The sequence below is a fragment of the Phytobacter palmae genome, from assembly GCF_039409775.1.
Lineage (GTDB): Bacteria > Pseudomonadota > Gammaproteobacteria > Enterobacterales > Enterobacteriaceae > Phytobacter > Phytobacter palmae.
The window spans coordinates 183670-196877 of the sequence record NZ_JBCIVJ010000002.1; the positions used below are offsets into that span (position 1 = coordinate 183670).

Annotated in this window: 13 protein-coding genes; 7 read left to right on the top strand and 6 right to left on the bottom strand. The window is 52.4% G+C overall.

What is annotated here, in order from left to right; genetic code table 11:
* Positions 1 to 32: 32 nt before the first annotated feature.
* Complete coding sequence (locus AAIG39_RS03565; protein WP_090083834.1) at positions 33 to 1253, bottom strand: diguanylate phosphodiesterase; 1221 nt, start codon at positions 1251 to 1253, stop codon at positions 33 to 35.
* A 350-nt stretch (positions 1254 to 1603) separates the two neighbouring features.
* On the opposite strand from AAIG39_RS03565, the gene ycgZ reads away from it, so the two are divergent.
* The 3 genes from ycgZ to AAIG39_RS03580 all read left to right on the top strand — a co-directional run bounded on the left by ycgZ (position 1604) and on the right by AAIG39_RS03580 (position 2611).
* Positions 1604 to 1846 carry a regulatory protein YcgZ gene (gene ycgZ, locus AAIG39_RS03570; RefSeq protein WP_343193204.1) on the top strand — a complete coding sequence of 81 codons (243 nt, stop codon included), beginning with the start codon at positions 1604 to 1606 and terminating at the stop codon, positions 1844 to 1846.
* 131 nt (positions 1847 to 1977) lie between these two features.
* Positions 1978 to 2289, top strand: a complete 312-nt coding sequence (locus tag AAIG39_RS03575; RefSeq protein WP_090083831.1) for a hypothetical protein — start codon at positions 1978 to 1980, stop codon at positions 2287 to 2289.
* A 55-nt stretch (positions 2290 to 2344) separates the two neighbouring features.
* Positions 2345 to 2611, top strand: coding sequence for a biofilm development regulator YmgB/AriR family protein (locus AAIG39_RS03580; RefSeq protein ID WP_249569548.1), 267 nt, complete (start codon positions 2345 to 2347; stop codon positions 2609 to 2611).
* Positions 2612 to 2659: 48 nt separating this feature from the next.
* On the opposite strand, the gene AAIG39_RS03585 is transcribed toward AAIG39_RS03580, so the two are convergent.
* Entirely contained in the window at positions 2660 to 3850 is a 1191-nt protein-coding gene (locus AAIG39_RS03585; RefSeq protein ID WP_090083828.1) for a BaiN/RdsA family NAD(P)/FAD-dependent oxidoreductase, read from the bottom strand.
* A gap of 230 nt (positions 3851 to 4080) precedes the next feature.
* Between AAIG39_RS03585 and pitA the strand changes: the two genes are divergently transcribed.
* Positions 4081 to 5577 (top strand): inorganic phosphate transporter PitA, encoded by a 1497-nt coding sequence (pitA, locus tag AAIG39_RS03590; RefSeq protein ID WP_249569471.1) that lies wholly within the window; start codon positions 4081 to 4083, stop codon positions 5575 to 5577.
* A 38-nt stretch (positions 5578 to 5615) separates the two neighbouring features.
* Here pitA and uspB read toward each other — a convergent pair whose 3' ends face one another.
* The gene (gene uspB, locus AAIG39_RS03595; RefSeq protein ID WP_041851285.1) at positions 5616 to 5951 is read right to left on the bottom strand and encodes a universal stress protein UspB; all 336 of its coding nucleotides are present in this window, start codon (positions 5949 to 5951) and stop codon (positions 5616 to 5618) included.
* Between the two features lie 518 nt (positions 5952 to 6469).
* Between uspB and uspA the strand changes: the two genes are divergently transcribed.
* Positions 6470 to 6907: a universal stress protein UspA gene (gene uspA, locus AAIG39_RS03600; RefSeq protein ID WP_047372731.1), complete on the top strand. Its 438-nt coding sequence runs from the start codon at positions 6470 to 6472 to the stop codon at positions 6905 to 6907.
* Positions 6908 to 7063: 156 nt separating this feature from the next.
* On the opposite strand, the gene rsmJ is transcribed toward uspA, so the two are convergent.
* On the bottom strand, positions 7064 to 7816 hold the full coding sequence (gene rsmJ / locus AAIG39_RS03605; RefSeq protein WP_343193205.1) for a 16S rRNA (guanine(1516)-N(2))-methyltransferase RsmJ: 753 nt from the start codon (positions 7814 to 7816) through the stop codon (positions 7064 to 7066).
* Between the two features lie 128 nt (positions 7817 to 7944).
* Complete coding sequence (gene prlC, locus AAIG39_RS03610) at positions 7945 to 9987, bottom strand: oligopeptidase A (protein WP_090083823.1); 2043 nt, start codon at positions 9985 to 9987, stop codon at positions 7945 to 7947.
* Between the two features lie 231 nt (positions 9988 to 10218).
* Between prlC and AAIG39_RS03615 the strand changes: the two genes are divergently transcribed.
* Positions 10219 to 10668 carry a hypothetical protein gene (locus tag AAIG39_RS03615; RefSeq protein ID WP_090083821.1) on the top strand — a complete coding sequence of 150 codons (450 nt, stop codon included), beginning with the start codon at positions 10219 to 10221 and terminating at the stop codon, positions 10666 to 10668.
* Between the two features lie 38 nt (positions 10669 to 10706).
* Here the strand turns inward: AAIG39_RS03615 and AAIG39_RS03620 are convergent, their stop codons facing one another.
* Complete coding sequence (locus AAIG39_RS03620; protein WP_090083820.1) at positions 10707 to 11978, bottom strand: acid phosphatase; 1272 nt, start codon at positions 11976 to 11978, stop codon at positions 10707 to 10709.
* A 193-nt stretch (positions 11979 to 12171) separates the two neighbouring features.
* On the opposite strand from AAIG39_RS03620, the gene AAIG39_RS03625 reads away from it, so the two are divergent.
* Positions 12172 to 13014, top strand: coding sequence for a 23S rRNA (adenine(2030)-N(6))-methyltransferase RlmJ (locus tag AAIG39_RS03625; protein ID WP_090083818.1), 843 nt, complete (start codon positions 12172 to 12174; stop codon positions 13012 to 13014).
* Positions 13015 to 13208 lie beyond the last annotated feature (194 nt).

Genomic DNA, 13208 nt, shown 5'->3' on the forward strand with positions numbered 1-13208 from the left:
AGGGAAAGTTAACAAATCACGACAGGAGGAATTTACAGGCCGCCCTTCTTTTCCGGCCATGCAACGGCAGGGATGGCACCAGGCGCCGGAGGGGCAAAGAGATATCCCTGAAATTGAGAGATACCTGCCGATTCGAGCCACATCCACTCTTCCGGCTTCTCCACCCCCACGGCCGAAACCATGATTTCCAGAGAAACACAGCATTTGATAATGGCCTGAATAATGGCCTGTCGGGGGCCGCTTTTATGGACATCTTTTATCAGGTCGCGGTTAATTTTGATCCTCTCTGGCTGAAATTGAGCCAGTAAAAGCAGACCTGCGAATCCGGCGCCAAAGTGATCGATGGCCACACGAAATCCTGCTGCTTTCAATAACCTGACGGCATTCGTGAACTCATCCAGACGGGAAATAACTTCATTTTCCGTAAACTCGACAATGATCTGCTCAGGCACCAGATTATTGGCTTTAATGGCATCTAAAAGGAAATTAACCGCGCCGGGAACATTCACCAGCGTCATTGGCAGCAGGTTCACAGAGAGTGTCTGCACCCCCAGATTTAATGCGGCCGCCATGGCAAACGCCACCTTTTTACTTTTCAGATCGGCCTTATAGATTTCATCACTGTTATGCCCCTCAAACCAGGCTTGCGGTGCATGGCCTTCAGGGGTACGAATCAGGGCTTCCACTGAAACGACTTGCCGGGCGAAAGGATCGATAATGGGCTGAAACGCGAAGTAGCAGCCAGCCTCACGGTCAGGGGGCAGCGTTTGTGAAATAGCATCGCTTTCATCAGTCACAAATTCCCAGGCATCCCCTGGCGGAATCTCAAAATAGTTCTCTTTTTCCAGATCCTCAACGAACGTGCGAAAGAACTGAAGTGCGCGATCTTCATAGGTCAGTTGATATTTCGATGTGCCTTTATCAAGCACATGTTGCAGGACTTCCTCTCTGTCATATTCACGTAAATCAAAGAGTTCCATGCCTGACTTACCAAATCGCCGCAGAGGAGCATAGTCACGTAACAACTCCACCAGGTTGTAGTGCCTTTTATCATTACAAATATGCTGGTAGATAGCAGAAACACTTTCCTCAGGGCCTTCAAGTAACTGGAAAAAGTGGGTGCCGTTGAACAGTAAAATCCCGGTGATATCTGCCTCACCATTTTTTATGTTCGCCGCAGCGACCATCTCTTCCAGCACGCTAAAGGAAACGTTATCGCAGATATGGCTGCGGTAAATAAGAGTTGTGAGCATGAACTATCCCAGAGAAAGAGCGTTGTAATTGCCACAATGACAGCTGTTTACGTAGGGTAACCAGTAAACAACCATGACCAACGGCGGGTATACAACAGATGAATGTGGAGACGACAATCCCAACATCCATGTGGTTTTTTTGATGTCATCGCAGATAAACGCATCCCAAAATTGTAGCCTGGAATGGTGAAAGGTTCTGTTTTTTTGCCATCCATCTTATTGAAAAAAAAGAAATAGCACTAATTGTTTAAAAATCTCGTTAAATTTGTACAATTTTTATGTACAGGTTTTCTATAGTTGTATAGCTTAACGACTTCAATAATTAATTACGGGTTATACAGGAGTGATATATGCAACAGAACGGATACCTTCCGGATACAGCGAATGCCATCGCTCGCTATTTCAGCGCAGCAGATCTGCCGTCTCAACAAGAGACGTTAGGTGAGATTGTGGTGGATATCCTCCAGGATGGTCGCCATCTGAACCGTAAATCGCTTTGTACTAAATTACTTAGCCGTCTTGAGCAGGCCTCAACGCCAGAAGAGGAACGCCATTATCAGGGGCTTATAAGTCTGCTTTTTGGTAATGAGTAAGCCAAATGCAGTAAAAGTATCCTGATAAATTAAGTCACTCCTGTGAGTTATGGTGTCAGCCTGCTTCCTTTACAGAGATGACTTCATGCCGCGTTTCATTCATGAACAGAGCGGCAAGCAGAGATACAGTTATGAATAGTAGTGATAATCAGCAACTAGCAGATGAATTGATTGGAGAGGCCCTGCTTTTTCTTCTTAAAGAAAATGGCCCGATAAACACCCTGGCTCTCATTGCCCGACTGCAACAGATGGAGAGCAGTGAGCAGGATAACCAGAGACGAGCGCTGCTTGTGCGTCTGATCGATGAAATTAGTAGTAATAAAATTGCCTCATCCCGTGTTCAGAATGGGGATGAGCAAGATGAGAACACCAGAGATGCCGGAGATAATGTCTATCCATTATTCGGCAATCGCCAACGACAGGGCCGCAGCAGGAAGCAATGATACCTGATGGCCCCATTACGGAAAATTATATTAAGGCGTGAAAATGAACCAGGTGATGCTTGAAAAATCAGAGCTTTATAAGAATTTGCCCAACAAGACATTGTCTGACTATTTTCGTAACGCTGGCGATTTATTGGCCGAAGAGGCCATTATTCTCGGGGGCGTGATCCGCAGTATTCTGGCTTATGATGGTCAAGTCACAAACAAAGCCATCATTCTGCGCCTGATTAACCTGATGGAAAATTCAGAAGATGTCGTCAGAAAGGACGTCCTTCGCAAAACCCTGGAGATCGTGGTCGATCATACGATGGACGATATCTGACTTTTGCATACTGGAAGGCGACATATGCCGGCCCGCCAGGACCTCTTATTATTCTGCTAACGCCTGAGCGCATGCCCAGGCGCTTGCCCATGCCCACTGGAAGTTATAGCCTCCCAGCCAGCCGGTAACATCCATGACCTCGCCAATAAAATAGAGTCCGGGTACTTTGCGGGCCTCCATCGTACGTGAAGAGAGCTCATTAGTGTCGACGCCCCCCAGCGTCACTTCTGCGGTACGATAGCCTTCGGTTCCGTTAGGCTGCACGCGCCAGTTCGTCAGCGTGTCGATCAACGTTTCCTGTTCACGGCTATTGAGCTGCTTGAGTGTGACATCCGGAATTTGCCCCAGTTGTTGCAGGCACTCCACCAGCCGTTTTGGCAGGTGCATCGCAAGCGTATTTTTCAGACTTTGATTCGGGTGCGCCTGGCGCTGTTCATTCAGAAGAGTGTCGGGATCGCACTCAGGCAGCAGGTTAATCGTAACGAACTCCCCTGCCTGCCAGTAGCTGGAAATTTGCAGTACCGCTGGCCCGGAGAGACCCCGATGGGTAAAAAGCAGGTTCTCTTTAAACACCGTGCCATCCTCTGCCGTAATCACAGAAGGCACCGAGACGCCGGAGAGCACCTGGAATTGTTCCAGCAGCGGTTTGTGCAACGTGAATGGCACCAGACCGGCACGCGTCGGCAAAACCTTCAGGCCAAACTGTTCGGCGAGCTTATAGCCAAACGGCGATGCCCCGAGGCCTGGCATGGAAAGTCCACCGGAAGCGACCACCAGTTTTTTCGCCGCCACCGTTTCACCATTCAGTTGCAGTGTATAGCCATCGTCATCACGGGCAACACTCAGGACTTCACTACGCAAACGCAGGGTCACCTTGCCTTTTTCACACTCCGCTACCAGCATGTCGACAATCTGCTCAGCAGAGTCATCACAGAAGAGCTGGCCAAGCGTCTTTTCATGCCAGGCGATACCGTATTTGCCCACCAGATCGATAAAGTCCCACTGGGTATAACGGGCAAGTGCAGATTTGCAGAAATGAGGGTTCTGACTGAGATAAGCCGCAGGCTCGACATAAAGGTTAGTGAAGTTACAGCGACCACCACCGGACATGAGGATCTTGCGGCCTGGCTTCTTGCCATTATCCAGTAATAGCACGCGTAACCCCGCCTGCCCTGCCTGAGCTGCACAAAACATTCCCGCCGCACCGGCACCGATAACAATGGCATCAAACCGTTCCACACTAAAATCCTCTTCATAATGTCGCGGCGGATTGTAAATAGTTCAGAGTGGTCACACCAGCCCGAATACGCAGAGCAATATCCATTTTATTGAAAATTATAAGAATATGCTTAAAACCGTGGAGGCTCAGCAGAAAGAAAGTCAAAAAAAGTCCATATTTCACTTTGCCGATGCCGCCAAACTCCCTGATAATGCGCCGCGTTCATGTCCTCAAAATGGCGTAACGTCCTATGCTACATTTATTTGCCGGTCTGGATCTCCACACCGGGCTGTTACTTTTGCTTGCTCTGGGTTTTGTTCTGTTCTACGAAGCGATTAATGGCTTCCACGACACGGCGAACGCAGTGGCAACGGTTATCTATACCCGAGCCATGCGCTCACAGCTGGCTGTTGTTATGGCGGCGGTATTCAACTTCCTCGGTGTATTGCTGGGGGGGTTAAGCGTGGCCTATGCGATTGTGCATATGCTACCGACCGATTTACTGCTTAACGTCAGTTCAGCACATGGCCTTGCCATGGTCTTCTCTATGTTGCTGGCCGCGATCATCTGGAACCTGGGTACCTGGTATCTCGGCTTGCCTGCATCCAGCTCTCACACTCTGATTGGCGCGATTATCGGTATTGGTTTAACCAACGCGCTGATGACGGGCACGTCGGTCGTGGATGCGCTTAACATTCCAAAAGTGCTGAACATCTTTGCTTCCCTGATTGTCTCGCCAATTGTCGGCCTGATTTTCGCGGGTGGGCTGGTGTTCCTGCTGCGCCGGTTCTGGAGCGGTAGTAAAAAACGCGCGCGTATTCACCTGACGCCAGCAGAGCGTGAAAAGCAAGACGGCAAAAGAAAGCCGCCTTTCTGGACGCGTATCGCCCTGATTCTTTCTGCTATTGGCGTGAGTTTCTCTCACGGTGCGAACGATGGTCAGAAAGGTATCGGTCTGATCATGCTGGTACTGATTGGCGTCGCACCTGCTGGCTTCGTGGTTAACATGAATGCCTCAGGTTATGACATCACCCGTACCCGTGACGCCGTGAACAACGTTGAAGTTTACTTCCAGCAGCATCCGGAACTTCTGCAGAAGGCAACGGGCGTAGAGCAACAACCGCTGACGCCTGCGGAAACAATGGCCACGCCGTCACAATTCCACTGCCATCCGAGCCGCGCCATTATCGCGCTGGATCGTGCAAAAGAGATGCTGACCGGGATTGAAAGCTACGACAAACTCGGCGTGGAGCAGCGCAGCCAGCTGCGTCGCATCATGCTTTGTCTGTCAGATATCACCGACCAGGTCGCGAAACAGCCTGACGTCAATACTGATGACCAGCGTCTGCTTAAGAAGCTGAAAAGCGACATGCTGAGCACCATCGAATACGCGCCTGTCTGGATTATCATGGCCGTCGCGCTGGCGTTAGGTGTGGGTACGATGATTGGCTGGCGTCGTGTGGCGACCACCATCGGCGAAAAAATCGGTAAGAAAGGCATGACTTACGCGCAGGGGATGTCTGCACAGATGACTGCGGCGGTCTCTATCGGTCTGGCAAGCTATACCGGCATGCCCGTATCCACCACGCACGTACTGTCATCCTCAGTCGCGGGGACGATGATCGTCGATGGCGGCGGTCTGCAACGTAAAACCGTCACCAGCATTTTGATGGCCTGGGTCTTTACCCTGCCAGCGTCCATCGTCCTTTCGGGCGTGCTTTACTGGATAGCCCTCAAGCTGATTTAACAACAAAACGGGTCAGGAAACTGGCCCGTTTTTTTTGCTCAGTGCCAAATCATCAGAGCAATCAGGCTCACCAGAATCAGCCCACAGAGCGCGCTGGTTAAGATGAACTGCCCCCGGACGCGCTCACAGCGGCGAATAAACTCTTCATCATGATGGTCGCGATAGCGCTGGCCATAAATGTACCAGACTAAACGCATCTGCTTGCTGGGTTGTCCATGGGAGGTAAAAAAGCCTCCGCCATCAACATACTGGTAAAGCAAGGGGTCACAACCACGAAGTACCACTAACAATGCGCGCAGTGACGAAAAATAACGCGCCATGTTAACCACACAAACGATGCACAAAGCCCAGAATAGCGCGACGGTGCTGATCATATCTCCTCCCCCGGCGAACCGCCCACGGAAACGTGATCCGGGATTACCGCTCCCAGATAATCAACCAAGTCATTCAGTGAAGAGTATTACCAATAGCCGATCAAGATCACAAACTGAAATCCAAACGGCTCATTAAATAGTGTAGGAGATCTGTATATTTTTTTGCCACAACGTTAAACAATCTTGTGCATCTGGTTGTAAATATTGGTTAAGTGAATCGTGATCCAGGCAGATTGACGATAAGTGAACAGAGTTATAAGGTAGAAATATTCCCCATACTCCGGGTAATTCGAGTGACAGGAAGGCGGCAAGAGAATGAATCCCCTGAACATAGATGACGATGTGATGGGATGAACGAACGTAGCCAACGCATCTGCGGCTTGAAGTACGAAGAGTATAAAATGAATCCTTAAGGCCGGGCGCTACCCGTGCAGGTGGTACGCAGGACGCGGGAAACAGTGCTGTGTCAGGGGTGTATAACCCTATGGTCATCGACAACTTATGGAAGGAGTAACACTATGGCTTACAAACACATTCTCATCGCAGTCGATCTTTCTCCTGAAAGCAAATTGCTGGTTGATAAAGCAGTATCCATGGCGCGGCCTTATAACGCGAAGGTGTCACTGATTCATGTCGATGTAAATTATTCTGATCTCTACACGGGTCTTATCGACGTTAACCTCGGCGATATGCAAAAACGTATCTCTGATGAAACACATCATGCATTGACCGAACTTTCTACCAACGCGGGCTATCCGATCACGGAAACCTTGAGTGGTAGCGGCGATTTGGGGCAGGTACTGGTGGATGCCATTAAGAAATACGATATGGACCTGGTAGTCTGCGGGCATCATCAGGACTTCTGGAGCAAACTGATGTCCTCAGCGCGTCAGCTCATCAATACTGTCCATGTGGACATGCTGATTGTTCCGCTGAAAGATGAAGACGAAGAATAACCGCTTCGCATCTTTTGCCTGCTAGCGCCCGCGACTGCGGGCGTTTTGTTTTTCGGCAATCCCATCCGCTGGCACTGTCTGTTTAGCTCGTATTGCCGGACGGCGGCTGGCGCCCTGTACGGGCTACAAACGCCCGGCCGTACAGCCCTTATTCATTCACTCCGGTGTTCCGGGATAAATATCAAACCGGTGCCCCTTCGTCACTACCGCATTAGCGGTCGCCACATCCGCCAGCGGCGGCGCATAATCCGGGCGCTTTACCACCACGCGTTTCTTCGCCAGCTTACGCGCCGGCTCCAGAAGCCCATCGGCGTCCAGATCCGGCCCCACCAGCGACTGAAAAACCCGCATCTCTTTTTTTACCAGCGCACTTTTTTGCTTATGCGGGAACATGGGATCGAGATAGACCACCTGCGGACGTGGGGTAATATCTACAAGTCCGGTCAGGCTGGAAGTATGAATCAGCTGTAAACGCGCCTGCAGCCACGCGCCGATTTCCGGGTCCGCGTAGCCACGCGCCAGGCCGTCATCCAGCAGTGCTGCCACCACCGGGTTACGCTCCAGCATCCGCACCCGGCAGCCCACTGACGCCAGCACAAAGGCATCACGCCCCAGTCCCGCCGTCGCATCCACCACGTCCGGCAAATAATCGCCCTTGATGCCAACGGCCTTTGCAACCGCCTCTCCGCGCCCGCCGCCAAATTTACGCCGATGGGCCATCGCCCCACCCACGAAATCGACAAAAATGCCACCGAGCTTCGGCTCATCACGCTTACGCAGCTCCAGATGAGACGTTGTAAGCACCAGCGCCATCAGGTTATTTTCGTCATGCTCCAGCCCCCAACGGGACGCAAGAACAGATAAGGCGCCGTCTCCGGCGCCTGTTTCATCCATTAAGCAGATTTTCACTACGTCTACCCAAAATAATTCGAGTTGCCTCAAGACAACAAAGGAACGAACCCTGAAAGCGTACCAGAGTACGTGACCAGGGTTCGTGAGTACAGTTGCCGCAGAGGCAGCCTGACGTATGAAGGAGATTAGCCTTCGATACCGTAATGCTCCAGCATCGCGTCCAGCTGAGGCTCGCGGCCGCGGAAACGCTTAAACAGTTCCATTGGCTCTTCTGAACCACCACGGGTCAGAATATTGTCGAGGAAAGACTGCCCGGTTTCGCGATTGAAAATACCCTCTTCTTCAAAGCGTGAGTAGGCATCTGCCGCCAGCACATCCGCCCACAGGTAGCTGTAATACCCGGCTGCGTAGCCCCCCGCAAAGATATGGCTGAAAGCGTGAGGGAAACGGCCCCAGGTCGGGCTTGGCACCACGGCGACCTGTTTTTTAATTTCAAACAGCGTATCGAGGATTTTAGCCCCTTGCTCAGGGCTAAACTCGGCGTGCAGGCGGAAATCGAACAGACCAAACTCCAGCTGACGCAGGATAAACAGCGCTGCCTGATAATTTTTCGCGGCCAGCATTTTATCCAGCAGGTCCTGCGGCAACGGTTCGCCCGTTTCGTAGTGACCCGAGATAAATGCCAGCGCTTCCGGCTCCCAGCACCAGTTTTCCATAAACTGGCTCGGCAGCTCCACCGCATCCCATGGCACACCGCTAATACCTGCCACCCCCGGGGTTTCGATACGGGTCAGCATATGATGCAGACCATGACCAAATTCGTGGAACAGGGTGATCACTTCATCATGGGTGAATAACGCGGGTTTACCGCTGACCGGGCGGTTGAAGTTACAGGTAAGGTAGGCCACCGGCTTCTGCAAAGAGCCATCCGCCATGCGCATCTGCCCTACGCAATCATCCATCCACGCGCCGCCACGTTTGTGCTCGCGGGCGTAAAGGTCGAGATAGAAACTGCCACGCAGTTCATTGCTTTCATCATACAGCTCAAAGAAACGCACATCCGGATGCCAGACATCGACATCGTGACGCTCTTTCGCGGTAATACCGTAAATACGTTTCACCACTTCAAACAGGCCGCTCACCGCTTTATTTTCCGGGAAATAAGGGCGCAGCTGTTCGTCGCTAATGCTGTACAGATGCTGTTTCTGTTTCTCGCTGTAGTAACTGATGTCCCAGGGTTGCAGCTCATCCACGCCAAACTCTGCTTTGGCGAACGCACGCAATTGCGCAAGCTCTCTTTCCCCTTGCGGACGGGCGCGTTTAGCAAGATCGGTCAGGAAGTCCAGAACCTGCGCCGGGTTTTCCGCCATCTTGGTCGCCAGCGATTTATAGGCGTAGCTTTCAAAACCGAGCAGTTGAGCCAGCTCGTGACGCAGGGCGAGGATTTCGGCCATCACCGGGCTGTTATCCCATTTTCCTGCGTTTGGCCCCTGGTCAGAGGCGCGAGTGCTGTAAGCGCGGTACATCTCTTCGCGCAACGGCTGGTTGTCACAATAGGTCATCACTGGCAGATAGCTTGGGATATCCAGCGTCAGCAGGTAACCCTCTTGCTCTTTGGCTTCGGCCTGGGCTTTTGCGGCGGCCAGCGCACTTTCCGGCATACCGGCCAACTCTGCTTCGTCGGTCACCAGCTTTGTCCAGCCCATAGTCGCATCAAGTACGTTGTTGCTGTACTGATTGCCCAGTTCGGACAGACGTGCGGCGATTTCGCCGTAGCGTTTTTGTTTCTCTTTTTCGAGGCCAATACCGGACAGCTCGAAATCACGCAGGGCGTTATCGACCGATTTCTTCTGGGCAACGCTCAGGGTGGCGTAGTGATCGCCATTGCGTAAATCGCGGTAGGCGTTGTACAGCCCTTCATGTTGCCCGACCCAGGTGCTGTATTCCGACAGTAACGGCAGGGTCTGCTCATAGGCTTCACGCAGTTCCGGGCTGTTTTTCACGGAATTCAGATGGCTCACCGGGGAGAACAGACGCCCCAGCACATCGTCCACTTCCGCCAGCGGCTGGCAGAGATTTTCCCAGGTGTACGGCGCACCATGGGCTACCACGCTTTCCACCGCGGTACGGCAATCGTCCAGCGCTTTCGTCACGGCAGGCACGACGTGTTCAGGCAGGATTTTTGAAAACGGCGGTAATTCGAAACGCGTGAGTAATGGATTGGTCATAAGCGCAGTCCTGTCCTGTTAAAGAGAGTGAGTGAAGCGCACGATCCGGCGCTCTGCATAACGTTGTAGCATGGGGTTAAGTGTAGAGGATTTCAATGGCAGGCGTTGCGCTGAACTGCTTATCGCTGCAATACCCATTTGCACAGACGGTGCCGTTTCTACTATGGAATCAAAGTTCTAAGAAGACTCGGACTGCGCGTATACTCATCACAACGGCGACAAGGAGACCGCATGTTGAATTTCATTCAGGCAATACTGCCGCTACTTATGCTTATCGGGCTGGTGCTCATCTTGCCAAAATGGCGACGTCGAAAAAACAGCGCGGCAGAGTCCATGGGATTGCGCAAGATATCGCTAACCACCAAAACTTTTCGGCCCGGCAAAGGGGGCCAGCTGTTACCCACTGATTACTATTTCGATGAAGAGCATTTCTATGAAATTCAGCTTGATGTAAAAAAATCTGTTCCACTGAGTGCGATAACCAAAGTCGAACGCGACATTATCAAGGTGAATAACCGTTCCTTCTGGATAGTGACTTATATAATTGACGGACAGACAAAACAGGCGCGTTTTCGTCACAACTATACCCTGTTCAATACGGCGTTTGCCGATTTCCTGGAGGCGGTTAAACGCGCCAATCCTGATGCCAGCGTACGTGAGCTGAGCACGTGGAACCTGTGAGCATCACGATGCCGGCAACGCCAGCACCGTTGTAACGCTTACTTCGCTTTATGCGCCGTCGCATACGCCGCTGAGAGGTTCAGGCGTTGCCAGAAGTTCTGATCGGCAGTTTCGCCAGAGAGCGGGTAACCGTCTGGCAGTGCGGTTTTCACCATCAATTCACGCCGCGCTGCCGCCGACAGGTTTGGCAGCGCCGCTTCCAGAAGCACTTCCGCCCCTTCCGGTACTTTGACCGGCTGCGCTTTGCCTTTTTGCTGCGGCAGGTCGTAGGACATGGTGAAGCGGTAAAATTCTTTCATCGCCGGATCGCGGTACGGATCGTCTTTGCCCACCGTTTTCGCGCACTCCGCAAGCGACGTGCCGCACTCTTTTTCCAGCGCTACGCGCAGCTGATCGCGCGCTTCATTAAACAGCGCACGATAGCGCGGATCGTTGAGGTAATGCGCCACGTTACGCTGGGCTACCATTCTTGACCCCATCACATCCAGCGGATAGTGCACGCCAAGCACAATGCGCGAGTAGCCATAGCGGGCACCGCGTTCCACCAGAGAATCAAAGCGTTCCGGGATCATCTCTGCCATCAACAGCGCATCGGTATAGCCGGTATTAGTATGGCCGCTCGGGAAAGAGCCACCCTCAGCGGAATATGGTTTGTTGTCTTTCACCACCACATCATCAGGGACCTGGTGGATGGTGTTGCCCTGAATGAGAAACGGACGCTTGTAGTCGAAGTGTTTCTTCGCCGCGCCGGTGCTAACTTCACTGGCTTTAATTAGCGCAGCCGCTTTACCTAACTCACCTTTGTCATAGGCGGTGATAAATGCTTTACCCAGGCGAGGGCCAAGCGCGTCGGACAGGAAGTACAGGTAGCTGATACCTTCTGCATCCGCCAGCGCCTGATGGCGCAGCCCCTGAGTGGCGTCGAGGTTAATTTTCTCAACGGTGTTCAGGTTGGCTTCCAGTTCGGAGGCAGGCAGCTTATTGAATGAGGAGAGCAATTCAATGCCTGCCTGCTGGTTATCTTTTACTTTGAAATCATAGCCGCTGGCTTTCAGCCAGGCGGTGTCGGCCTGTTTTGCACTTTGCGACGCTTTTTCCAGGCGCTCGCGCTCCACCTTTGCGCCGTCGCCTTTGAGCGCAGCACGCAGCGCGGCCAGCGACTGGTTTTCCAGCGCATCAAACGCCTGACTTTCCGAAGCTGGCGTGGTGGTATTGGCAATATCGCGCGCCGTACTGAGTGACACATCTTTCGCCATCGCCTGGTGAGCAAGCAGCAGGGAGGCGGTTAATAGTGTTAGACGGATTTTCATTTTTTATCCTTTTATTCAAGTGATTACCTTGCCTGCGCTCGACGCTAGCCCTACAAGTTGACGCTTTTGTGACAGGGATAAATTTTGAAACGTTTTACGACCGCCTGAAACAACCGCAGGGTTCAACGGCATTCCCGCGCAATCTACGGTAAACTGTCGCTAATCTCGTTCATATTCTGGAAATTCTATCTCCATGCTCAGTTATCGCCACAGCTTCCACGCCGGCAACCATGCCGACGTTCTCAAACACACCGTTCAGAGCCTGATCATTGAAGCGCTCAAGGAAAAAGAGAAACCGTTTCTCTATCTCGATACCCATGCGGGTGCGGGCCGCTATCAACTCTCCGGTGAACATGCCGAACGTACCGGGGAGTATCTGGAAGGGATTGGGCGCATCTGGCAACAGGATGATCTTCCGGCTGAACTTGAGCCCTATATGAATGTGATTCGCCATTTCAACCGTAGCGAAAGCCTGCGCTACTATCCCGGTTCACCGCTGATTGCCCGTCAGTTGCTGCGCGAGCAGGACAGTCTGTTCCTGACCGAGCTGCATCCGAGCGACTATCCGCTGCTGCGCCAGGAGTTTCAGAAAGACGAGCGAGCCCGCGTTGAGCGTGCCGATGGCTACCAGCAGTTGAAATCTAAACTGCCGCCGGTTTCCCGTCGCGGCCTGGTGCTGATCGACCCGCCGTATGAAATCAAAAGCGACTATCAGGCCGTGGTATCCGGCATTAGCGAAGGTTACAAGCGCTTTGCTACCGGTACCTATGCCCTGTGGTACCCGGTGGTACTGCGCCAGCAAATCAAACGTATGGTGCATGACCTGGAAGCAACCGGCATTCGTAAAATCCTGCAGATTGAGCTGGCGGTTCGCCCGGACAGTGACCAGCGCGGGATGACGGCCTCCGGCATGATCGTGATTAACCCACCGTGGAAATTAGAAGCACAGATGAATAACGTGCTGCCGTGGCTGCACAGTAAACTGGTGCCAGCCGGGACAGGCCATACGCTCATCAACTGGATTGTTCCCGAGTAATCGCAGCAATCGAAGGATCTTTGCAGACAGCGCGTTACAATCGCGACACTTTCGACCTCGTTCAGGATTAAGCGCCTGCCCGGTAGGCGTACAGTGTTGCAGCGAGTCTGGACACGGACAGCGCGGAACAACCGCAGCGTACACGCAGTACGTGAGGAGTGTGAGCACTGCCAGGTCCAGGGTGGCAAATAAAA

Excerpts from the sequence above, each read along its gene's own strand:
- AAIG39_RS03565 (WP_090083834.1), bottom strand. The coding sequence starts at position 1,253 with ATGCTCACAACTCTTATTTACCGCAGCCATATCTGCGATAACGTTTCC.
- ycgZ (WP_343193204.1), top strand. The coding sequence starts at position 1,604 with ATGCAACAGAACGGATACCTTCCGGATACAGCGAATGCCATCGCTCGC.
- AAIG39_RS03575 (WP_090083831.1), top strand. The coding sequence starts at position 1,978 with ATGAATAGTAGTGATAATCAGCAACTAGCAGATGAATTGATTGGAGAG.
- AAIG39_RS03580 (WP_249569548.1), top strand. The coding sequence starts at position 2,345 with ATGCTTGAAAAATCAGAGCTTTATAAGAATTTGCCCAACAAGACATTG.
- pitA (WP_249569471.1), top strand. The coding sequence starts at position 4,081 with ATGCTACATTTATTTGCCGGTCTGGATCTCCACACCGGGCTGTTACTT.
- uspB (WP_041851285.1), bottom strand. The coding sequence starts at position 5,951 with ATGATCAGCACCGTCGCGCTATTCTGGGCTTTGTGCATCGTTTGTGTG.
- uspA (WP_047372731.1), top strand. The coding sequence starts at position 6,470 with ATGGCTTACAAACACATTCTCATCGCAGTCGATCTTTCTCCTGAAAGC.
- prlC (WP_090083823.1), bottom strand. The coding sequence starts at position 9,987 with ATGACCAATCCATTACTCACGCGTTTCGAATTACCGCCGTTTTCAAAA.
- AAIG39_RS03615 (WP_090083821.1), top strand. The coding sequence starts at position 10,219 with ATGTTGAATTTCATTCAGGCAATACTGCCGCTACTTATGCTTATCGGG.
- AAIG39_RS03620 (WP_090083820.1), bottom strand. The coding sequence starts at position 11,978 with ATGAAAATCCGTCTAACACTATTAACCGCCTCCCTGCTGCTTGCTCAC.
- AAIG39_RS03625 (WP_090083818.1), top strand. The coding sequence starts at position 12,172 with ATGCTCAGTTATCGCCACAGCTTCCACGCCGGCAACCATGCCGACGTT.